This is a genomic window from Agromyces capsici, from assembly GCF_058349965.1.
Genome location: NZ_JBYRET010000001.1, coordinates 1,988,045 through 2,008,343 on the forward strand (window position 1 = coordinate 1,988,045; position 20,299 = coordinate 2,008,343).

Below are 20,299 nucleotides of genomic sequence, written 5' to 3' on the forward strand. Positions count from 1 at the left end.
AGACTGAAAGATACGCCCTTATGTCAGAAAAAGGAAGAAGTGATCAGGATGCCACGGGCATGACGTCGCGGATGAGCGGTCGCCCCTCGGCGAACCACCGCGGGAAGGTCGCCTCGAACAGCTGTTCGCGCACCATCTCGGCGCCGCCGCGCAGCGGCTCCTTCTCGTCGCCGAGCGAGCGGACGATGCTGAGGTCGCGGGTGGCAAGCGGCAGCGAGAGCTCGTAGACGCGCTGACGCACCTCGGCGAGGAACACCTCGCCCGCCGATGACACCGCGCCGCCGACGACGATGACCGACGGGTTGAACATGTTGACGAGGGCCGCGATCGACTCGCCGACCAGGCGCGCCGAGCGCTGGATGAGCGAGATCGCGAGCGCGTCGCCGTTCATGGCCGACATCGCGATGAGCTGGGGCGTGAGCGTGGTGCCCTCCGCGACGAGCTGGGCCAGCGCGCCGGTCGCGCCCTCCTCGATCGCCCGTTCGGCGTCGCGCACCAGCGCCCATCCGCCGGCCTCCGCCTCGAGGCAGCCGATCTTGCCGCATCGGCACGGCGACTCCGAGTCGCGCACGCGGACGTGGCCGACATCGCCGGCCGCGCCGTTGGCCCCGCGGTGGATCCGTCCCTGCGAGAGCAGGCCGGCGCCGATGCCGGTGCCGACCTTGAAGAAGATGAGGTCGAGCCGCTCGTCGGGCCGTCGCGAGCGCTCGCTGAAGGCGAGCAGGTTCACGTCGTTGTCGACCCAGACCGGCGCGTCGAAGCGTTCCTCGAAGCGGCGGCGCATGTCGAACCCGTTCCACCCCGGCATGATCGGGGGAGCGACGGGCCGGCCGCTGTCGAAGTCGACGGGCCCGGGGATGCCCACCGCGACGCCCCACACCGGCACGTCGTCGTGGGCGGCGAGGATCTCGTCGAGCATCGCGAGGGCCCGGTCGATGGTCTCGGCGGGCCCGCGCGCGATGTCCCACTCGGTATGGCGGTCGTCGAGGATGTCGCCGTCGAGCGACGCGATGCCCACGCGGATGTGCAGCGCGCCGAAGGCGGCCACGATGATCCGCCCCTGCTCCGAGCGGAACCGCAGCGTGCGGGGCGCACGGCCGCCGGATGACGGGGCGAACTCGCCGTCGGCGAGGAAGCCCATCTCGATCGCCTGGTCGACGCGCTGGGTCACGACGCCGCGCCCCAGGCCGGTGAGCCGGCCGATCTCGGGGCGCGTCGTGGCCTCGCCGGTGCGGACGAGGTTGACGATGCGCAGGAGGCTCGTGACCTCGTCGGTCTGGGCCCCGAACCGCAGTGTGGACTCGCGTGTCATGCACTGAATTCTGACACAACGAACGCCGCTGGACACCGATTTCCCGCAACGATCGACCGAAGTCGCACGAACTTTTGTATAGTCGAGGCCAAAGTTGCGACGAAGGCGGGTGGGCGGATGGCACGGGGTGTCGGCGTGATCGGCGCGGGGCCGGGGGTCTCGGCGCTCCACCTGCCCACCCTCGATCGGCTCGCCGACCGGTTCCGGGTCGTGCACCTCGCCGACGGCGGCTCCGGCCGTGCCAACGGGCTCGCTGCCCGGAGCGGCGCCGCCGCGTCGAGCGGCACCGCCGCCCTCCTCGCCGACCCGGCGGTCGAGGTCGTCGCGATCTGCAGCCCGCCCGCCGAGCACGCGCGGCACATCGGGGAGAGCATCGCCGCGGGCGTCCGCGGCATCCTGTGCGAGAAGCCGCTCGCGACGAACGCCGACGATGCGCACGCGATCATCGAGGCGTGCCGCGACGCGGGCGTGCCGCTCGTCGTCGCGACGAACCACCTGTACGACCCGGCCTGGGACCGCGCCAAGCGTCACCTGGTCGCACTCCGCGCCGAGGTCCGCGCGATCTCGGCCACGGTGGCCCTGCCGCCGAACGGGCGGTTCCACGACGCCGTCACCGAGCTCGCGCCGTCGGCGGCGCCCGGGCGGGGCGCGCCCGACCTCGCCGTCCCGGCGGTCGCCGCGGGCGTGGTCCGGCAGCTGGTGCTGGGGCTGGCGGTGCACGACCTCCCCGCCGTCCGCGACCTGGCGCCCGAGATCCAGGGCGTCGACTTCGCCGTGCCGGTTGCGCCGATCGGGTACGCGATCGGGTTCCGCGCGAGCGGCATCCCCGTGCAGCTGGTCGCCGTCATGGTGCCCGACGGCCCCGACCCCGTCTGGCGGATCACGATCGATACGTCGACCGACCGGCTCGACGTCGAGTTCCCGCCCGCCTTCGTGCACACCGGCAGCGCCGGGGTGCGCGTGCGCGGCGGCGACCTGCGGACCACGACCTTCCCGCGCGACCCGGAGGACGGCTACCTCCGCGAGTGGCGTGCGCTCGCGGAGCTGCTCGACGGCTCGGCGACCACGGAGTACCACGAGCTCCTCGACGACGCCCTCTATGCGATCGAGCTCGCCGACGCGGCGGCCGCCGCGGTGCGCGCCGGAGCCGGCGCATGACCGCCCGCGTCCACGTCCCGGCGGGACTGCCCGATTTCGAGGCAGCCGTCGCCGGCCTGCCGCACAGCGCGGCAACGGCGGACGCCCCACGGGGCGCGCTCGTCGTCGTCGACTGCGGCGATGGGTGGTGGGATGCCGCGGCGTACGCCGCCGACGGCGGCGCGCGTGCGGTGCTCGTCGCCGATCCGGCCAGCGCGCCGGTCGAGGCGATCGACGCGCTCGCGGCGCGCGCCGACATCCCGGTGCTGGTCCATCGTCCACGGCTCCGTCACGACCTCGTCGCGCAGGCGGTCGGGGCGCGGGATGGCGCGGCACCGCGCGTGCTCGTCGCCGAGTGCCGTGCGCAACCCGCCGACCTGCCCGGCCTCGTCCGCGACGCGATCGGCTGGATGCGCGCACTCGCGGGCGCGCCGATGGCGGTCGCCGCGACCGGCGGCGCCGCGCTCCTGCTCGCGGACGGGAGAGAGCGCCCCGTCGGATCGCTGATCGCGACCGCGGCGACGACCGGCGGCTCCGTGCTGCGGATCCGGGCGCTGGGTGAGACCACGACCGAGCTCGAGCTCGACGCGCCGCTCGGGCGATGCGAGCTCTCGACGAGCACCGCGCGCGGGCGGATGGCGTCGCCCGCGCTCCACGAGTCCGGAGCGCGCGCCGCACTGCGGCGCGCCATCCGCGTCCTCGCACCGGTCGACCCGGCGGCGGGTCCTGCGGGCCTCGTCAGGCTGACCGACCTCGAGGACCTCCGCCGGGACGCGATCGCGGCCGACGCCATCGTGTCCGAATGGCGCCGGCTGCAGATCTTTAGTTGATTTCTAACTAAAGATCGCCTAGAATCGACATGACGTCGGGATCCCCCGGGATCCGATCCTCGCCGTGAGGTTGCGAGCGAGGGCACATCCGGTCGCGTCGACGGCTCGATCGTTCGGGCATTCCACGTATGTCGCTCTCACCCCTCCGGCTCCGCCTCCTCGTCGCCTCGCTCCTCACCGTCGCCTTCCTCGGCGCGCTCGACCACACCATCGTCGCCACCTCGCTCGCCACCGTGGCCGGCGAGCTCGGCGCGCTCGAGCACATGAGCTGGGTCGTCGTCGGCTACACCCTCGCGAGCACCGTCCTGCTGCCCGTGCTCGGCAAGCTCGGCGACCTCGTCGGGCCCCGGCTGGTCTTCCTCACCTCCGTGGTCGTGTTCCTCGCGGCCTCCCTCGCCTGCGGGTTCGCGCAGGACATGCCCCAGCTCGTGATCGCGCGCATCGCGCAGGGCATGAGCTCCGCCGGCATCCAGCTCATGTCGCAGACGATCGTGGCGCACGTCACGACCCCGCGCCAGCGGCCGCGGTACATGAGCATCATCGGCGCGGCGTTCCCCATCGCCATCCTCGTCGGGCCGGTGCTCGGCGGGCTCATCACCGACTACCTGGGCTGGTCGTGGGTGTTCTGGATCAACCTGCCCTTCGGCCTCGTCGCACTCGCGCTCGCCGTGTTTGCCATCCCGCACGTCGAGACCACGCCGCGCCGGTTCGACATCGCGGGCGCCGTCACGTTCACGCTTGCGCTCGTCGCCCTCGTGCTCGGCGTGACCTGGGTCGTCGACCCCGCGTCGGCGCTTGCTGCGGTCGTGGCCTTCGCGTTCGGCGGCATCGCGCTCGCCGCGTTCTTCCTGATCGAGCTGCGTGCGCCCGAGCCGATCGTGCCGCTCGGCTTCTTCGCCGACCGCACCGTCGCAGCCGGCATCGCGCTGTCGGCCATCATCGGCATCGGCCTGTTCTCGGTCACGGCCTACCTGCCGACCTACTTCCAGATGGCCTACCGCACGACCGCCACCGTGTCGGGCTTCGTCCCGATCGCGACGGTCTTCGGCATGCTCGTCTCGAACCTCGGCACCGGATGGCTCGCCAGCCGCACCGGCCGCTACCGCGGGTACACGATCTTCGGCACGACCCTCGCGGCCGCCGGCCTGCTCGCCATGGCGTTGCTGCCCGTCGGCACGCCGCTGTGGGTGCCGATGGTCGTGATGTTCGCCGTCGGCATCGGCACCGGATCGTTCATGAGCCTCGTCATCGCCGTGGTGCAGGGCGCCGTGCCGCGCAACGAGACCGGCACGATCACCGCGACCACGAACCTCGTCCGGCAGATGGGCTCGACGCTCGGCACCGCGGTGATCGGCGGCGTGATCGGCGCCGGCGTCGCCGCGCAGCTGCCCGCGTCGCTCGAAGCCTCGTCGCTGACGCCCGACGTCGTGCACGGCTCGGCACCCGCCGTGCAGGCCGAGGTCGCCCAGATCTACGGCGACGTCTTCGTGCCGGTCTTCGCCGCGCTCGCGATCACGTACGCGATCGGCATCGTCGCGGCCATCCTGCTCCCGCCCGGCCGGCTCTCCGACGAGCCGGCGCCATCCGCCACCGAACCTGCCACCGAACCCGCCACCGCGTGAGACTCGAAGAGGAGACGCACATGTCGCACCACCCCACCATCGCCGTCGTCGGCAGCGGGCCGATCGGCTCCGCCTACGCCCGCCTGCTCCTCGAGGGCCTTCCCGAGGCCCGCGTGATCATGTTCGAGGCCGGCCCGCAGCTGACCGACCGCCCCGGCGAGAGCGTCCGCAACATCGCCGACCCCGACGAGAAGGCCCGCGCCCGCGAGCGGTCGCAGGGGCCGCAGGCCGGCGCGTTCCGCGAGTCGCTCGGCATCCCGGCCGCGACCGTGGTCGAGGGCATGTTCACGGCCCGCCAGGGCACGCACCTCCTCGACTTCGGCGGCGAGGGGTCGGCGCACGCGCCGACCTTCCCGGCCGCGGCTGGTGCGACCAACGTCGGCGGACAGGGCGCGCACTGGACCTGCGCCATCCCGCGCCCTGCGTTCAGCGAGAAGGTCGACTTCATCGCCGACGACGAGTGGGACGACCTCATCGAGACGGCCGAGGGGCTGCTCCACGCGCAGAGCGCGGCCTTCGCCGATTCGGCGGTGGGTGGCGCCATCCGCTCGCTCCTCGCTGAGGAGTACGCGGGCGAGCTGCCCGAGGGCTACGGCCCGGGCACGCTGCCCGTCGCCGGCGACCCGCAGCCCGACGGCACGATGCGCTGGGCGGGTGCCGACGCCGTGCTCGGCCCGCTGATCGAGCCCGGGCACCCGCTCGCCGAACGCTTCGACCTGCGCGACCTCTCGCTCGTGCGTCGCATCGAGCGCGACGGCGATCGCGTCACGGGCGTCACGGTGGAGGACCTGCGCACGAAGCAGACCGCGTTCGTCCCAGCCGACCTGGTCGTGGTCGCCGCCGACGCGTTCCGCTCGCCGCAGCTGCTCTGGGCGTCGGGCATCCGTCCGCAGGCGCTCGGCCACTACCTGACCGAGCACCCCGTCGTGATCTCGACCGTCGCGCTCGACGGCGAGCGGATGAGTCGCTACGCGACCGAGGACGAGCTCGATGCCGAGCTCGCCCGCCGCTCGGCGAACGCGGCCGACCCCGTCGCCGCCGTGAACCGCATCCCCTTCTCGGAGCCCGACCACCCCTTCTCGCTCCAGGTCATGTACTCGGAGACCACGCCCTTCCCCATGGACCCCGAGCATCCGCTCGCGAGGAACCGCTGGGGCTACGTGAACATGGGCTACGGCATGCGCAAGTTCCCGCGCTACGAGGACGCGGTCACGTTCGACGACGCCGAGCCCGACTACCGCGGCTTCCCGAACATGACGATCGAGTACGAGCTCACCGAACGCGAGACCGCCGAGATCGAGGCCGCCACCGAGCGGCTTCGTCGCACCGGCGAGGCGCTCGGCACCTTCGTCGCCGAGCCGCGTCTCATGCCGAACGGCTCGAGCCTGCACTACCAGGGCACCATGCGCATGGGCCCGGCCGACGACGGCACCTCGGTCGCCGACCCGTGGTCGCGCGTGTGGGGGGTCGACGGCCTGGTCGTCGGCGGCAACGCGCTCATCCCGACCGCAACGGCGATGAACCCGACGCTCATGAGCGTCGCGATCGCCGTGCGCGGGGCGCGCAAGGCGGTCGAGGAGCTCTCGGCCCGCACCGCGGCATCCGTCACCGCCTGATCGAACCGCACCGACCACGAGAGAGAGCGACGATGCTGCTCGAGCGAGACCTCATCCAGTCCACCGGCTTCCGCAACGTCCGCGAGGGCGACCGGGTCACCGGCTTCCAGTTCCGCGTGCGGATGCCGTCGTACCGGGGCATGGCGGCCTCGCTCATCGACGGGATCGCGGTGCGGGTCGGTGACCTCGTCGACGTCGGACCCGAGGTGCCGCGCTGGACCTTCGGCGGGCGCACGTACACGCTCGCCGAGCTGTGGGACGCCGACGGCGTGCGCTGGCCGCTCGAGGAGGCCGCCGTGGTCACCGTGCCGCTCGAGGGCGGGCTGCCGCAGGGCACGCACGAGGTCGCGATCGAGCTGCGCCTGCGGATGTCGTACATCCCGGAGGAGCACCAGCCGAGCACCTATCGCGTCGCCCGGCACATCACGCTCTCATCGGATGGCGACGGCGGGCCCTTCAAGTACGGCGTCTCGCTGTACAGCTACATGACCGACTACGGCACGGTGCTCGACCTCGAGACCGCGCTCGCGCACGTCGCCGACGTGGGCGCGACCGGCGTCGAGATCCTCGGCGAAGGGCACATCGCGGGCTATCCCGAGCCGACCACCGAGTGGATCGACCGCTGGTTCGCCCTGCTCGACCAGTACGGCCTCGAGCCCACCAACTACGGCTCGTGGATCGACACCCGCCTGCACTCGAGCGGACCGAACGCGCGGCGCCTCACGGCCGAGGAGGGCGCGGGCATGCTGCAGCGCGACCTGCGCCTCGCGAAGCGCCTCGGCTTCCGCTTCGTGCGGCCGAAGATCGGCGTCGTCTCGAGCGACCTCGTGCCCGACCCGATCTGGACCGAGTCCGTCGAGCGCTCGCTCGACCTCGCCGCCGAGCTCGACGTGGTGATCTGCCCCGAGATCCACTCGCCGACGCCCATCAAGCACCCGGTCGTCGACGACTACATCGACCTCATCGAGCGCACGGGCACGAAGCATTTCGGACTGCTGCTCGACACGGGCATCTTCCAGGACCGCCCGATCCCGCTGCGACCCGGCGAGCTTCCCGGCCAGCGCCCGGCGTTCCTCGACGGAATCGGCGTCGACCCGGCCGACATCGCCGGCATCGCGATGTACGTCGTCTTCATCCAGGCGAAGTTCCACGACATCGACGAGCACCTCGAGGACCAGCAGATCCCGTGGGAGCCCGTGCTCCGAGCGCTCAAAGATGCCGGCTACACCGGTTACCTCTCGAGCGAGTACGAGGGGGAGCGCGAGCCGTGGCGCTCCATCGAACAGGTGCGACGCCAGCACTCCCTCATCCGCCGCATCGCCGCCGGGCTCTGAGCCGCGCCATCCGACCCACGAACCACCGAGAACGACAGGACACGGACCATGCCGAACGGACTCATCCAGGCCGACAGCCTGCGCACCCACCCCGAGGGCCTCGCGCTCTCGCTCACGCTGCCGTGGTACCGCAGCCTCTGGCTCTCGTCGGTGTCGACGCTGCGCCTCACGATCGACGGCGAGGAGGTGCCGCAGGGCGACCTCGCGTTCGAGCTCGGCGGCGTGCGGTACGCGCTCGACGAGCTGCCCCAGCAGAGCGAGGTGCTCTGGTACCTGCAGGCGCACCCGCTGCTCATCGCGCGCCGCGCCGAGTCGGTCGCGCTCGGCGAGACCCATGAGGTCGGCATCGTCGGCGAGCTGCGCCTGCCGTACATGCAGATCGCGCCGGGCCCCGACGGCGGACCGGGCATGTACGTGCCCAACTTCGTGCGCCAGTCGCTGACGCTGACGGCCACCGACCGCGACGCGCCGGCGCCCGCGCTGGTGACGGATGTCGCTCCGCCGCCGCCCGCGACCGACGCCGACCCGTTCAAGCTCGGCCTCACCCTCTACTCGGCGAGCGCGGAGTTCCGCGCGGGCTGGTACGACTTCTCGGGGCTCCTCGACCGCGTCGCCGAGCTCGGGATCGGGCCCGGCATCGAGATCGTCGCGTCGCAGGTGCTGCCGACCTACCCGGTGGTCTCCGACGAGTTCGTGCGCACTTGGCGTGACGCGTTCGACCGGCACGGGTTCGACGCGAGCTCGTTCGGCGCGAACCTCGACATGGGGCGTCGTCGCGACCGCGACATGACGCCCGACGAGGAGTTCGAGTTCTCCAAGCTCATGTTCGAGGGCGCGAGCCGGCTCGGCTTCCCGCTCGTGCGCATCCAGTCCGCCAAGCCCGAGCTGCTGCGCCGACTGCTGCCGGTCGCCGAGCGGCTCGACCTGAAGCTCGCCTACGAGATCCACGCGCCGCTCGGGCCGAACGCCGACCCGATCCTGAAGGTGCGCGAGACGTACGCCGAGCTCGACTCGCCGCTGCTCGGCTTCGTCGCCGATTTCTCGTCGACGATGCACGCGATGTCGCCGACGCTGCTGCGCGCGGTCTCGCGAGCGGGCCTCGACGACGAGGCGGTCGACCGCCTGCAGGCGATCTGGGCGACCGACGCGCCCATGCGCGAGCGCCAGGAGCAGTTCATCGGCTACCTCCGCGGCCGCGACTTCGACCCGGGCCGGCTCGGCTCGTTCGCGCACCTCGCGTTCAACATGCACGGCCACGTCGACCCGCGCGAGTGGGCCGACATCATGCCGCAGATCCTGCACGTGCACGCGAAGTTCTACGACATCGACGAGCAGGGCCAGGAGCCCGCGATCGACTACCCCGAGCTCGTTCGCGTCTTCGTCGAGGGCGGCTACCGCGGCTACTGGTCGAGCGAGTGGGAGGGCCACGCGTTCGCCGAGCTCGGCGAGGTCGACCCGCTGCTGCTCGTTCGCCGCCAGCACGACCTCATCCGGGCGAGCATGCGGGCGGTGCAGCCGGCATGACCGAGGCGTCGCTGGAGGCCGACACCGCGGGCCTGCCCGATTTCCGGCGGATGCCGGTGCCCGACGCCATCCGCTGGCTCGCCGAGCACGGCGAGCCCGCCGACCCGCGCACCGACGTCGACACCGCGTCGCTCGTGCGTCGCTTCCCGCACCTCGCGCGCGTCGAGACCGAGGATCGCGCGGTGGACGGCCCGCATGGGCCGGTGCCGATCCGGGCCTACCGCGACGACACGGCGACGCCGACCGGCCGCGCGCTCGTGTGGGTGCACGGCGGCGCGTTCATCGGCGGACACCTCGACATGCCCGAGTCGAACTGGGTCGCGCATGAGCTCGCGGCGCGCGGCATCCCGGTCGTCGCGGTCGACTACGCGAAGTGCCTCGGCGACGTGCACTTCCCGGTGCCGTCCGACGACGTGCTCGCCGCCTGGCGGTTCGTGACGGATGCCACGGCCGACCTCGTCGACGTCGCGCCCGAGTCGCTGCTGCTCGGCGGTTCCAGCGCCGGCGGCGCACTCACTGCGGGTGCGGTGACCCGGCTGCGCGACGCGGGGGAGCCCGTGCCCACTGGGCTCGTGCTCGTCTACCCGGTCCTGCACCCGAACGGGCCGGATGCCTCAGCCGATGTGGATCTCGCGTCGCCGCACGGCCAGCTCACCCTGAACTACGCCGGCTCCGAGGCCGCGCTCGCCGACCCGCACGCCTTCGCCGGCCTCGGCGACGGCCACGGATTCCCGCCCACGTTCATCGTGGTGTGCGAGCGCGACGAGCTGCGCCCGTCGGGCGAGCGGTTCGCCGAGACGCTGGCCGCGGCCGGCGTCGACGTCGAGGTCCGCGTCGAGGCGGGCGCCGCGCACGGGCACATCGACCACCCCGGCGACGAGGGCGCGCTGCGCACCATCGCCGCCGTCGCGGACTGGGTCGCGCGCGACATCCGGAACCATGGCTGACGCCGTGCGTTTCACCAATCCGGTGCTCGCCGGTGACCGGCCCGACCCGGCCGTGATCCGCGTCGGCGACGAGTACTGGATGACGTACTCGTCGTTCCAGGCCGCGCCCGGCCTGCCGCTGTACCGCTCGACCGACCTCGTGAACTGGACGTTCGAGGGCTCCGCGCTCGCCGAGCCGCTCGGCAACACCTTCGCGGTCGACATCGCCGAGCACGACGGCCGGTACTTCATCTACATCCCGTTCATCCCGACGCCGTGGTCGGAGCTCACCGAGCCGTCGATCTTCGTGATCCACGCGCCGTCGATGCGCGGCCCATGGTCGGAGCCGATCGACCTCGGCATCCGCGGGGCGATCGACCCCGGCCACGTCGTCGGCGAGGACGGCAACCGCTACCTCTTCGTCAACGGCATCCGCATGGTGCGGCTCACCGACGACGGCCTCGCCACGATCGGCGAGCTCGAGCAGGTCTACGACGGATGGCGCTACCCCGACGACTGGGTCACCGAGGCGTACGCGCTCGAGGGCCCGAAGCTGTTCCGTCGCGGCGACTGGTTCTATCTCGTGAGCGCCGTCGGCGGCACGGCGGGACCGGCGACCGGTCACATGGTCATCGTCGCCCGATCGCGCTCGGTGCACGGGCCGTGGGAGAACCACCCCGGCAACCCCATCGCCCGAACCCAGGATGCCGCGGAGCGCTGGTGGTCACGCGGTCACGCGACGATCCTGCAGGGGCCGGCGGATGCCTGGTGGATGCTCTCGCACGGCTACGAGCACGGCTTTCGCACGCTCGGCCGGCAGGTGCTGCTCGAGCCGATCGACTGGACCGACGACGGATGGCCCGTGGCGATCGCCGACGACATCGGTGCGCCGCAAACGGCGCCCACGGATGCCGCGCCACAGCGCCCGTCGGCGGGCTTCGTCGAGGACGCCGGCGCGTTCCGGCTCGGCGAGCGGTGGACCTTCCATGCGCCATCGCCGGGCGAAGCCGAACGGCTCCGACTCGACGGCGATGGGCTCGTCTTGCGCGCGCGAGGCGACGGCCCGGCCGGAACGTCGCCGCTCTGCCTCGTGACCGGCGACCACTCGTACGAGATCGAGGTCGACGCGGAGCTGCTCGGCAACGGCACGGTCGAGGCCGGCCTGCTGCTGTACTTCAACGACCGGCTCTTCTGCGGCATGGGCATCGACGGCGACCGCATGTCGAGCTACTCGGGCGGGCTGCGCACTCACTGGCGCGAGCCGGCACCGCCCACGCGCCGGATGCAGCTGCGGATCCGCAACGACGAGCACACGGTCACGTCGTGGTACCGGCTGCCGGGCGGCGACTGGGTGCGGCACGCCATCCGGTACGAGACGTCCGGCTACCACGCCAACACGATGGGCGACCTGCAGAGCCTCCGGCCCGCGATCTACGCGAGCGGCGACGGCGAGGCGCGCTTCCGCGACCTGCGCTACCGCCCGCTCAGCTGACCTGGAGCTCGACCGCTCGCGTGCGCTCGAGCGTCGGGCCGACGTGCAGGCGGAACACGCCGGGCTCGACGACGAAGCGCGTGTCCGCGCCATCCGTTGCCCAGAAGCCCAGGTCGGGCTCGCCGAGCTCGAACGAGAAGGTCGCGGTCTCGCCGGCGTCGAGCGTGCGGCGCTCGAACGCGACGAGCCGGCGGACGGGCGGAGCGACGCTCGCGACGACGTCCTCGACGAAGACGAGGATCACCTCGTCGCCGGCGCGCTCGGACGCGTTGGTCACGTCGAGGTCGAGCGCGATGCGCCGCCCGCGACGCAGGTCGTCGAGCGAGCGGTCGTCGTGGTCGAGCCGCGGCTCGCCGTGCGAGAACGACGCGTACCCCGATCCGTGCCCGAACGCGAACTGCGGCCCGAGCTCGAGGTCGAGGTACTTCGACGTGTACTTCTCGTGCACGTTGTCGGGGCCGTGCAGGCCGACGTCCTCCGCGGTCTCGGTCAGCGAGCCGCCGACGGTCGCCGGGCGCCCGGTGCGTTCGTGCGCGTAGTACACCGGCACCTGGCCGACCGAGCGCGGGAACGACATGGGCAGGCGTCCTGCGGGATCGGCGTCGCCCGCGAGCACGTCGACGATGGCGCCCGCGGCCTCGGTGCCGCCGTGCCACGCCTCGAGCACCGCCGGCGCCCGGTCGATCCAGTCTGCGACGACGAGCGGCCGACCGTTCTCGAGCACGACCGCGAACGGCACGCCGGTGTCGGCGATCGCCCGGATCAGGTCGGCCTGCCGGCCGGGCAGGCGGAGGTCGCTGCGCGAGGCCGCCTCGCCCGAGAGCGCGCCCGGTTCGCCGACGAGCACGATGACGACGTCGGCCTCGCGGGCGGCGGCCGCCGCGTCCGCGATGCCGCTGGGATCCTCGTCGAGGAAGCCGACCCCCGGCACCACCCGCACGTCGGCGTCGGGGAAGCGCGTGCGGAACTCGTCCGCGACGCTGCGGGCGGGTGCGGCGAACGACTGCACCCAGGCGCCGAGGTGATCGGTCGAATCGGTGTACGGGCCGGTGAGCAGCACACGCCGCGGCGAGCGGAGCGGCAGCGTGCCGTCGTTCTTCAGCAGCACGCACGACCGGGCGGCGGCGACCCGCACCATCCGCCTGTTCTCGTCAGTGGGTTCGGTGCGCTCGTCGGCCTCCGGCACGTAGGGGTCATCGAAGAGCCCGAGCGCCTCCTTGAGCGCGAGCACGCGTGCGACCGCGTCGTCGACCCGGGCGGGGTCGAGCCGACCCGGGGCGAGCTCCGACGGATCGAGCTCGGCGGGTGCGCCGCCCATCTCGACGTCGAGGCCGGCGGCGTAGGCGAGGCGCACGGCGTCGGCGAGGTCGGCGGCCACGCCGTGTGGAATGAGGTTCCGCACGCCGTCGGCATCCCCGACGACGACCCCGTCGAAGCCCCACTCATCCTTGAGCACGCCGGTCAGCAGTCGCCGGTTGGCGTGCATGGGGCGCCCAGCCACCGTGTTGAACGAGGCCATGACGGAGGCCGCGCCCGCCTCGACGACGGCGCGGAACGGCTCGAGGTGCACGTTGCGCAGGCGGTGCTCCGAGACATCCGCCGCGTCATAGTCGCGCCCGCCCTCGGGCTGGCCGTACGCGACGTAGTGCTTCGCGGTCGCCGCGATCGCGTCCGGTGACGCGAGCGAGTCGCCCTGGTACCCGCGAACCATCGCCCGGCCCAGCTCCGCGGTCAGGTGCACGTCCTCGCCGAAGCCCTCGACCACGCGACCCCAGCGGGGGTCGCGCGAGACGTCGAGCATGGGGGAGAAGGTCCAGTTCGCCCCGCCCGACCGGGCCTCGGCCGCAGCGAGGCCGGCGAGGCGCTGCACCATCGCCGGATCGAAGCTCGCGGCCTGCGCGAGCGGGACCGGTGCGATGGTGCGCTGCCCGTGGATCACGTCGAGCCCGACGAGCAAGGGGATGCCGAGCCGCGTCTGCTCGACCGCGACCCGCTGCAGTTCGTTGGTTGCGGCGGCCGAGCGGGGCCAGAACACCGAGCCGACGCCGTCGCGCACGAGCTGCGCGGCGTCCTCCGCGCGAGGGCGGAACACGATCTGGAGCTGGCCGAGCTTCTCGGCGAGGGTCAGCTCGTCGAGCAGGGCGCGGACGCGAGGACTGGGGGACACGCGGGCTCCTTCCGGTGGGCGGGACGCGGATCGCCGCCCGGGGCGCGAGGCCCCGAGCGGCGATCCGTCAGTGGTGGGATGGTGCGACCCGGGTCACTGATCCCAGGCGGCGTCCATCTCCTCGAGGATGCTGTCGACCGTCGTCTGGCCGGTCAGCAGACCCTGCACGCCGGCGCCGAGCGCCTCGTACACGGCCGGGTTCGGCCAGGTGGCGTTGGGCAGACCCGTGAAGGCACCCGACTCGAGCAGGCCGCCGATGGGCTGGTAGATCGGCAGGAGCTCGTCCGTGGCCGCCCCCGTGATCGGCACGGCGCCGAAGATGTCGGCGAAGGTCTTCGCCTGCTCCGGCTCCGCAGCCCAGTCGAGGAACTCCTGCACCGCAGCCTTCACGTCGTCGTCGGCGGCGGCGTTGATCGCCCACGCGTAGTTCGCCGAGGCCATCGTGTACTCGCCCTGGCCGTCAGCCGGCGGGAAGGCGCGCACGTCGGTCTCGAGGCCCGCGCCCGCGTTGATCGAGTTCGCCGCCGAGCCCGGGACCGGCGCGCTCAGCGCCGTGCCGCCGCCGATGCCGTTGGTGATGTTGTCGAACGTGCCGCCCGCGGCGCCGTCCTGGAAGCAGCCCGCCTCGTTCAGCTCGACGAAGTCCTCGAGCGCGTCGCGCCATCCGCTGTCGGCGAAGGTGACGTCGCCTGCGGCGCGCTGCTCGTTCCAGTCGGGGGTCTCCTCGTAGACGCGGGTCGCGGAGAGGATCTGCGAGAAGAGGCCCGTGTTGAACGGGACCGAACCGGCGATCACGAGGAAGCTCTTGCCGCCGTCGCGCGCCGTGGCGCAGGCGTCGAGGAGGTCCTCGTACGTCGCCGGGAATTCGTCGATGCCGACCTCCTCGGCCGCCGCCGGGTTGTAGACGAGGCCGACCGGCTGGAGCGACGTCGGCTGGGCGTACGTCTCGCCGTCGACCTGGTACAGCGACTCGGTGCCCTCGGGGATGATCCCCGCGGAGGTGTCGTCGAGCGGCTCGAGGAAGCCCGCCTCGGCGAGCGTGATCACCGAGATCGGCTGGCCGGTGCCCGGCGAGAGGATCATCGCGTCCGCGGCGTTGCCGCCCTGCAGCTGCGTGGTGACCTGCGTGTTGTACGCCTCGGACGGGTAGGGGATGACCTCGACCTCGACGCCGGTCTCCTCCGAGTACTGCTCGAGGAGCTGCGCGTACGCGTCATCGGTGTCGTTGGCCTGGGCGACCATGACGGAGAAGCTGTCGGCGGAGCCGCCGGCGGAGTCGCCTCCGTCGTCGTTCCCGCCGGCGCAGCCGGCGAGGACCAGTGCACCGGCGACCGGTGCGGCGAGGAGCGACCACCGGAGCTTGGCTGCGGGGTGCGGTGCGTGCTGTGGCATTTCGACCCTTTCATGACGTCGTTGTCGCCAGCTCTGGGAGGCTGGCACGGCGCTCGGCCGTGGGACCAGCCTGACACACATTCGCACGATTCTGACATTAGTATCGGTTATGTGGGGCAATAGTCCGGCTGATCCGGGATTCGGCGGATCAGAGCCGGAACGAGACCGTCGCAGGTCCGGAGCCGAGTTCGGTCTCGCGGGCGACCTGCCGGGTCGTGCCCGCGCGATCCAGCCGGAGGTCCGCTGCGCCCGGCGGGAGCAAGACCGTCGTGGTCGTGTTCGGCGGCACCTCGACGCGGAGTTCCACGCGCCCCTCGGTCGATCGTCGCCACGAGGACGACAACCGGCCGCTGGGCGTGTCGACGTGCGCGGCAACCCAGGCGAGCCCGCAGTCGAAGTCGGGCTCGATCCGCGATCGTCGGTAGCCTGGCTCGACGAGCTGCAGGCCGGCGATGCGGCGGTACATCCAGTCGTCGACGCAGCCGAAGGCGTAGTGGTTGAACGAGAGCTCGGTGACCGTCCCATCGGGCCGGATCGCCTCCCAGCCCTCCCAGATGGTGGTGGCGCCCTGCTCGACCTCGTACAGCCACGAGGGCGCGGTGTCCCGGAACAGGATGGTGCGGGCGAGGTCCCGGTGTCCGGTCTCCCAGAGGACGTCGAGGAGGTGCGGCACGGAGAGGAAGCCCGTGTCCAGGTGGTCGTCGGCCCGATGGATGAGCTCGACCAGGTTCGCGGCGACGAGCGGCTCGAGCTCCTCGGGGACGAAGCCGAACGCGAGGGCGAGCACGTACGGCCCCTGCAGGTCGCCCGGGATCCGGCCGTCCGCGTCGACGTACTCCGCCGCGAACGCCCGCCGCACGGCCGCCGCGCGGGTCGCGAACCGCTCGGCGTCACTCACCTTCCCGAGGACGCCCGCGATCTGCGCCATCCGGTCGAGCAGGTGGCCGTGGTACAGCGACCCGATGACCTCGCCCGTCCGGCGAGGTGCGTTGATCTGGTCGCCGTCCGGGCCGGTGAGCGTGCTGGGTGCGAGCCAGTCGCCGAAGTTCGGCTCGTTGTTCCACAGGTAGCGCTGGCGGTCACGGCGCTCGTCGTCGAGGTCGACGCCGACGAGACGCGGCGGGAGCCCGGATTCGGCGCTGCGGATCTGGTACTCCGCCCACGCGAGCATCGAGGCGTAGTTCTCCTCGAGCACACGCACGTCGTCGAAGTGCTCGTACAGCACGTGCGGCACGATCGCGATCGCGTCCCCCCAGCCTGCCGACGAGGCGAGCAGCATGATGGGGTCGTCGTAGCTCGGCGGCGGGCCGTCGGCGATGAAGCGCAGCGCCGGCGGATCGGGCGAGATGTTGGTGATCCGCCCGTCCTCGAGCTGGTCGGCGCGCACGTTCGCGAGCCACCGGCTCAGGAACGGCGCCACGGCCATGTTCGTCGCAGCGGTCGGGGCGAAGACCTGGATGTCACCGGTCCAGCCGTATCGTTCCCGCTGCGGGCAGTCGGTCGGGATCGAGAGGAAGTTGCCGCGCTGACTCCAGAGCACGTTCTGGTGCAGCCGGTTCAGCCGCTCGTCCGAGCACTCGAAGCGGCCGATCACGGGCAGGTCCGACGAGGTCACGACGGCCGTGAAGTCGGCGGACCGGAGGTCGTCGGGGAATCCGGTGAGACGCGCGTACCGGAAGCCGTGGAACGTGAACGTCGGAGCCCACGTCTCGCCGTCCTCGGCTCCGGCGAGGATGTAGGCATCGGTCTGGTCCTTGTTCGGCCCGAGGATGTTCACCAGGAAGTTCCCGTGCTCGTCGAGCACCTCGGAGTGCTCCAGCCGGACGACCGCGCCGCGCGGTCCGCGGACCCGGAAGCGCACCATCCCGGCGATGACCTGCCCGAAGTCGACCACGGTCTCGCCGGCCGGGGTGCGGATGAGCTCGACCGCGGGCAGTTCGAGCACGGGACGGACGGGTTCGCCGGCGAAGGGCACGAGCGGCTGGTCGACGTCGACGACCGCGACCGGCGACCATCCGGAGTCGTCGAATCCGGGTCGGCTCCATCCGTCCCAGTCGACCCGGGCGTCGAAGCATTCGCCCACGGCGAGGTCGGCGTACCGGAGCGGCCCGTTCGTCGACGACACCGACGTGCCATCCGAGACGATGGTGCGGGTACTCCCGTCGGCGTGCTCGAGTCGAAGCTGCCACGTGGCCCGGAGGCGGTCGCCGTAGTGGCGGCTCGAGCCGAGGATGCCGACCCGCCCGGCGTACCATCCGTCCGAGAGGACCAGGCCGAGAACGTTCTCGCCTCTGCCGACGAGCTCGGTCACGTCGTAGACCTGAAACGACAGCCGGCGATCGTAGCTGTCGTTGCCGGGTGCGAACAGCTCGTCGGAGACGGGCGAGCCGTTGAGCTCGGCGCGGTAGATGCCGTGCGCTGTGGCGTAGAGCCGGGCCCGGACGAGGTCGCCGCCGGCGTCGAACCGCTGCCGGAGGTACGGGAGCGGGAGCAGGCGCGCCTCCGGAGGGGCGTCGATTCGGAGCGAGTGCAGTTCCTGGAAGCGCGCGGCGCCGTCGGGCCGGACCGGATCCTGCTCGGGCTCGATCCACGGCGCCGTCCACGGCTCGTCGCCGAGCAGCGTGGTCTCGAACTCCGACTGCGCCCACTCGGTCGGATCGCTCGACCCGTCGAGCCAGGCGCGCACACGCCACGCGTACCTCGTCGCCGACCGGAGGTCGTCGCCCGCGTGCTCGACGAGCGTGGTGCGCGCCGACAGGACGCGACCGCTGCTCCACGCCGGTGCCGAGCGGTCGAGGTCGACCACCTCGAGCTCGTAGGCCGACTGGAGGACGTCGGATTCGGCCGTGGCGAAGCGCCAGGAGTAGCGGGGCCGGGCGGTCCAGACGCCGATGGGCCGTTCCAGGTGCTCCACGCGCAGGTCGCCGATCTCGGTCACCGAATCTCCCTTGAATCGATTCATGGCTGTGGGCCCAGCCTATGCGTCCATGCCGCGCCACTCGGCGGCTCCCTACTTATACGCGGCATCGGGATAACTAATGTGTGTTTTCGACACAAGCGTGGGAGAGTTACCGTAACGCGCCCCGATCCGCTGAGGCGCCGCGACGACGACGTCAGGAAGCGAAATGACTGTGACGACGCAGGACAGCACCCGCAGCATCACCGTGCCGCCCGCCGCCCGCAACACGCCCCCGCCCAGGCCGCGCGGCGGACGCCGGCCGCTCATCACGTTCGGGCACTGGTGGTGGGCGCTCCCCGCGATCGCCCTGGTCATCGGCGTGCACTACCTCGCCACCCTGACGGGCGGGTTCTTCGCCTTCACCGACTGGACCGGCCTCGGCGACTGGAACTTCATCGGCCTCGAGAACTTCGAGCGGATCTTCCAGGATCCGCTGCTGCTCGGCGCCGTGTGGAACACCCTCTTCCTCGCGTTCGGCTCGGTGATCCTCACGAACGTCTTCGGCCTGCTGTACGCGCTCGCGATCAACCGCATGCTGAAGACGCGGTACGTCCTGCGGACACTGCTGTTCATGCCCGTGGTCCTCAGCCCGCTCGCGGTGGCGTACGTGTGGAAGTTCATCTTCCAGTTCGACGGGCCGCTCAACGGCTTCCTCGGCCTCATCGGCCTCGAGGAGTTCCAGAAGGTCTGGCTCGCCGACCCGACGTGGTCGATCTGGGCCATCCTCATCACGGTCGTCTGGCAGCAGACCGGCTTCGTCATGGTCATCTACCTCGCGGGCCTCGCGAGCGTGCCTATCGAGGTCGAGGAGGCCGCCGCGCTCGACGGCGCCGGCATCTGGGGTCGCTTCCGGCACGTGGTGGTGCCCGCCATCCGCCCCTCGATCGCGATCGCGACCACCCTCGGCATCATTCAGGGCCTGCGGATCTTCGACCAGATCCTCGCGCTCACCGGCGGCGGCCCGGCCGGAGCGACCGAGACGCTCGCGACCGAGGTCTACAAGCAGGCCTTCTCGCTCGGGCAGTTCGGCTTCGGCTCGGCGCTCGCCCTCGTGCTCACCCTGATCATCCTCGTGTTCGCCATCCTCCAGCAGTACGTCACCCGCGATCGCGACGCCCGAAAGGCCTGACCATGTTCCGTTACACCAAGCTCACCGCGTTCCGCGAGGTGCTCGTCTGGATCGTGACCTTGATCGGGCTCCTCCCGCTGTACCTGCTCGTCGTGACGTCGTTGAAGAGCGACCAGGAGGTGCTGACCACCAGCGCGGTCGCCCCGCCCACGTCGGTCGACTTCAGTGCGTTCGTCGAGGTGCTGACCTCGACCGGCCGCAACAGCATCCCGATGAGCATCCTCAACAGCGTCATCATCACGGTCGGCGCGATCGCCGGGCTCGTGCTGCTCGGCTCGCTGACCGCGTACGTGATCGCGCGCCGGACCCGCGCGTGGACGAACTTCACGTACTACCTGGTCCTCATCGCGATCATCCTGCCCGCGCAGCTCGGCACCGTGCCGCTCTACATCGGAGCGCGCACCGTGGGGCTGACCGGGAACGCGCTCGGCATGATCCTGCTGTGGATCGGCATCCTGCTGCCGCTGTCGATCTTCCTGTACGCGAGCTTCTTCCGCGGGCTCACGACCGAGTACGAGGAGGCCGCAGTGATCGACGGTGCGACTCCGACGCAGGCGTTCTTCCGCGTCGTGCTTCCGCTCATGTCGCCGGCCACCGGCACGGTCGCGATCCTCGCGGGCCTGATCGTCTGGAACGACTTCTTCAACTCGCTGATCTTCCTCGGCGGTTCCGAGACGCAGACGCTGCCCGTCGCGATGTACACGTACGTGGGCGGACTCGTCTCGGCGTGGAACAAGATCTTCGCCGTGGTGATCATCTCGATGATCCCGATCCTCGCCTTCTACATGTTCGCCCAGAAGCGCTTCATCCAGGGCTTCGCGGGCGGCCTGAAGGGCTGATCCGCCGCACGCGGACCACC

The 20,299-nt window shown here is 71.6% G+C and carries 14 protein-coding genes; 10 read left to right on the forward strand and 4 right to left on the reverse strand.

Features of this window, described 5'->3' with window-relative positions; translation table 11 throughout:
* Window positions 1-43: 43 nt before the first annotated feature.
* Window positions 44-1,312 carry an ROK family protein gene (locus tag AC3RKB_RS09405; protein WP_491435816.1) on the reverse strand — a complete coding sequence of 423 codons (1,269 nt, stop codon included), beginning with the start codon at window positions 1,310-1,312 and terminating at the stop codon, window positions 44-46.
* Between the two features lie 117 nt (window positions 1,313-1,429).
* On the opposite strand from AC3RKB_RS09405, the gene AC3RKB_RS09410 reads away from it, so the two are divergent.
* From AC3RKB_RS09410 to AC3RKB_RS09445, 8 genes are all read left to right on the forward strand, one after another.
* On the forward strand, window positions 1,430-2,470 hold the full coding sequence (locus AC3RKB_RS09410; protein WP_491435817.1) for a Gfo/Idh/MocA family protein: 1,041 nt from the start codon (window positions 1,430-1,432) through the stop codon (window positions 2,468-2,470).
* A complete protein-coding gene (locus AC3RKB_RS09415; protein WP_491435818.1) occupies window positions 2,467-3,279 on the forward strand; it encodes a hypothetical protein in 813 nt (270 codons plus the stop codon). Before AC3RKB_RS09410 ends, AC3RKB_RS09415 begins: the two co-directional genes overlap by 4 nt.
* Window positions 3,280-3,407: 128 nt before the next feature.
* Window positions 3,408-4,901, forward strand: coding sequence for an MFS transporter (locus AC3RKB_RS09420; protein ID WP_491435819.1), 1,494 nt, complete (start codon window positions 3,408-3,410; stop codon window positions 4,899-4,901).
* Window positions 4,902-4,921: 20 nt separating this feature from the next.
* Window positions 4,922-6,517, forward strand: a complete 1,596-nt coding sequence (locus tag AC3RKB_RS09425; protein WP_491435820.1) for a GMC oxidoreductase — start codon at window positions 4,922-4,924, stop codon at window positions 6,515-6,517.
* A gap of 32 nt (window positions 6,518-6,549) precedes the next feature.
* Window positions 6,550-7,851 (forward strand): C-glycoside deglycosidase beta subunit domain-containing protein, encoded by a 1,302-nt coding sequence (locus tag AC3RKB_RS09430; protein ID WP_491435821.1) that lies wholly within the window; start codon window positions 6,550-6,552, stop codon window positions 7,849-7,851.
* Window positions 7,852-7,899: 48 nt separating this feature from the next.
* A complete protein-coding gene (locus tag AC3RKB_RS09435) occupies window positions 7,900-9,375 on the forward strand; it encodes a C-glycoside deglycosidase beta subunit domain-containing protein (protein WP_491435822.1) in 1,476 nt (491 codons plus the stop codon).
* Window positions 9,372-10,322 carry an alpha/beta hydrolase gene (locus tag AC3RKB_RS09440; protein WP_491435823.1) on the forward strand — a complete coding sequence of 317 codons (951 nt, stop codon included), beginning with the start codon at window positions 9,372-9,374 and terminating at the stop codon, window positions 10,320-10,322. Before AC3RKB_RS09435 ends, AC3RKB_RS09440 begins: the two co-directional genes overlap by 4 nt.
* Entirely contained in the window at window positions 10,315-11,793 is a 1,479-nt protein-coding gene (locus AC3RKB_RS09445) for a family 43 glycosylhydrolase (RefSeq protein ID WP_491435824.1), read from the forward strand. The genes AC3RKB_RS09440 and AC3RKB_RS09445 overlap by 8 nt, the downstream gene beginning before the upstream one ends.
* Here AC3RKB_RS09445 and AC3RKB_RS09450 read toward each other — a convergent pair.
* The 3 genes from AC3RKB_RS09450 to AC3RKB_RS09460 form a co-directional block, all read right to left on the reverse strand.
* Window positions 11,786-13,960: a glycoside hydrolase family 3 N-terminal domain-containing protein gene (locus AC3RKB_RS09450; protein WP_491435825.1), complete on the reverse strand. Its 2,175-nt coding sequence runs from the start codon at window positions 13,958-13,960 to the stop codon at window positions 11,786-11,788. The two genes, AC3RKB_RS09445 and AC3RKB_RS09450, sit on opposite strands and share 8 nt — an antisense overlap.
* A 93-nt stretch (window positions 13,961-14,053) precedes the next feature.
* Window positions 14,054-15,352, reverse strand: coding sequence for an ABC transporter substrate-binding protein (locus AC3RKB_RS09455; protein ID WP_491435826.1), 1,299 nt, complete (start codon window positions 15,350-15,352; stop codon window positions 14,054-14,056).
* A gap of 148 nt (window positions 15,353-15,500) precedes the next feature.
* On the reverse strand, window positions 15,501-18,290 hold the full coding sequence (locus tag AC3RKB_RS09460; RefSeq protein ID WP_491435827.1) for a family 78 glycoside hydrolase catalytic domain: 2,790 nt from the start codon (window positions 18,288-18,290) through the stop codon (window positions 15,501-15,503).
* 187 nt (window positions 18,291-18,477) lie between these two features.
* Between AC3RKB_RS09460 and AC3RKB_RS09465 the strand changes: the two genes are divergently transcribed.
* Together AC3RKB_RS09465 and AC3RKB_RS09470 are read left to right on the forward strand one after the other, a co-directional pair.
* Window positions 18,478-19,440, forward strand: a complete 963-nt coding sequence (locus AC3RKB_RS09465) for a carbohydrate ABC transporter permease (RefSeq protein ID WP_491435828.1) — start codon at window positions 18,478-18,480, stop codon at window positions 19,438-19,440.
* Window positions 19,441-19,442: 2 nt separating this feature from the next.
* Window positions 19,443-20,279 (forward strand): carbohydrate ABC transporter permease, encoded by an 837-nt coding sequence (locus AC3RKB_RS09470; protein WP_491435829.1) that lies wholly within the window; start codon window positions 19,443-19,445, stop codon window positions 20,277-20,279.
* The last annotated feature ends 20 nt before the right edge of the window (window positions 20,280-20,299 follow it).

What these genes read in the sequence shown, in the direction of transcription:
- AC3RKB_RS09405 (WP_491435816.1), bottom strand. Translation starts at nt 1,312, where the DNA reads ATGACACGCGAGTCCACACTGCGGTTCGGGGCCCAGACCGACGAGGTC.
- AC3RKB_RS09410 (WP_491435817.1), top strand. Translation starts at nt 1,430, where the DNA reads ATGGCACGGGGTGTCGGCGTGATCGGCGCGGGGCCGGGGGTCTCGGCG.
- AC3RKB_RS09415 (WP_491435818.1), top strand. Translation starts at nt 2,467, where the DNA reads ATGACCGCCCGCGTCCACGTCCCGGCGGGACTGCCCGATTTCGAGGCA.
- AC3RKB_RS09420 (WP_491435819.1), top strand. Translation starts at nt 3,408, where the DNA reads ATGTCGCTCTCACCCCTCCGGCTCCGCCTCCTCGTCGCCTCGCTCCTC.
- AC3RKB_RS09425 (WP_491435820.1), top strand. Translation starts at nt 4,922, where the DNA reads ATGTCGCACCACCCCACCATCGCCGTCGTCGGCAGCGGGCCGATCGGC.
- AC3RKB_RS09430 (WP_491435821.1), top strand. Translation starts at nt 6,550, where the DNA reads ATGCTGCTCGAGCGAGACCTCATCCAGTCCACCGGCTTCCGCAACGTC.
- AC3RKB_RS09435 (WP_491435822.1), top strand. Translation starts at nt 7,900, where the DNA reads ATGCCGAACGGACTCATCCAGGCCGACAGCCTGCGCACCCACCCCGAG.
- AC3RKB_RS09440 (WP_491435823.1), top strand. Translation starts at nt 9,372, where the DNA reads ATGACCGAGGCGTCGCTGGAGGCCGACACCGCGGGCCTGCCCGATTTC.
- AC3RKB_RS09445 (WP_491435824.1), top strand. Translation starts at nt 10,315, where the DNA reads ATGGCTGACGCCGTGCGTTTCACCAATCCGGTGCTCGCCGGTGACCGG.
- AC3RKB_RS09455 (WP_491435826.1), bottom strand. Translation starts at nt 15,352, where the DNA reads ATGCCACAGCACGCACCGCACCCCGCAGCCAAGCTCCGGTGGTCGCTC.
- AC3RKB_RS09465 (WP_491435828.1), top strand. Translation starts at nt 18,478, where the DNA reads ATGACTGTGACGACGCAGGACAGCACCCGCAGCATCACCGTGCCGCCC.
- AC3RKB_RS09470 (WP_491435829.1), top strand. Translation starts at nt 19,443, where the DNA reads ATGTTCCGTTACACCAAGCTCACCGCGTTCCGCGAGGTGCTCGTCTGG.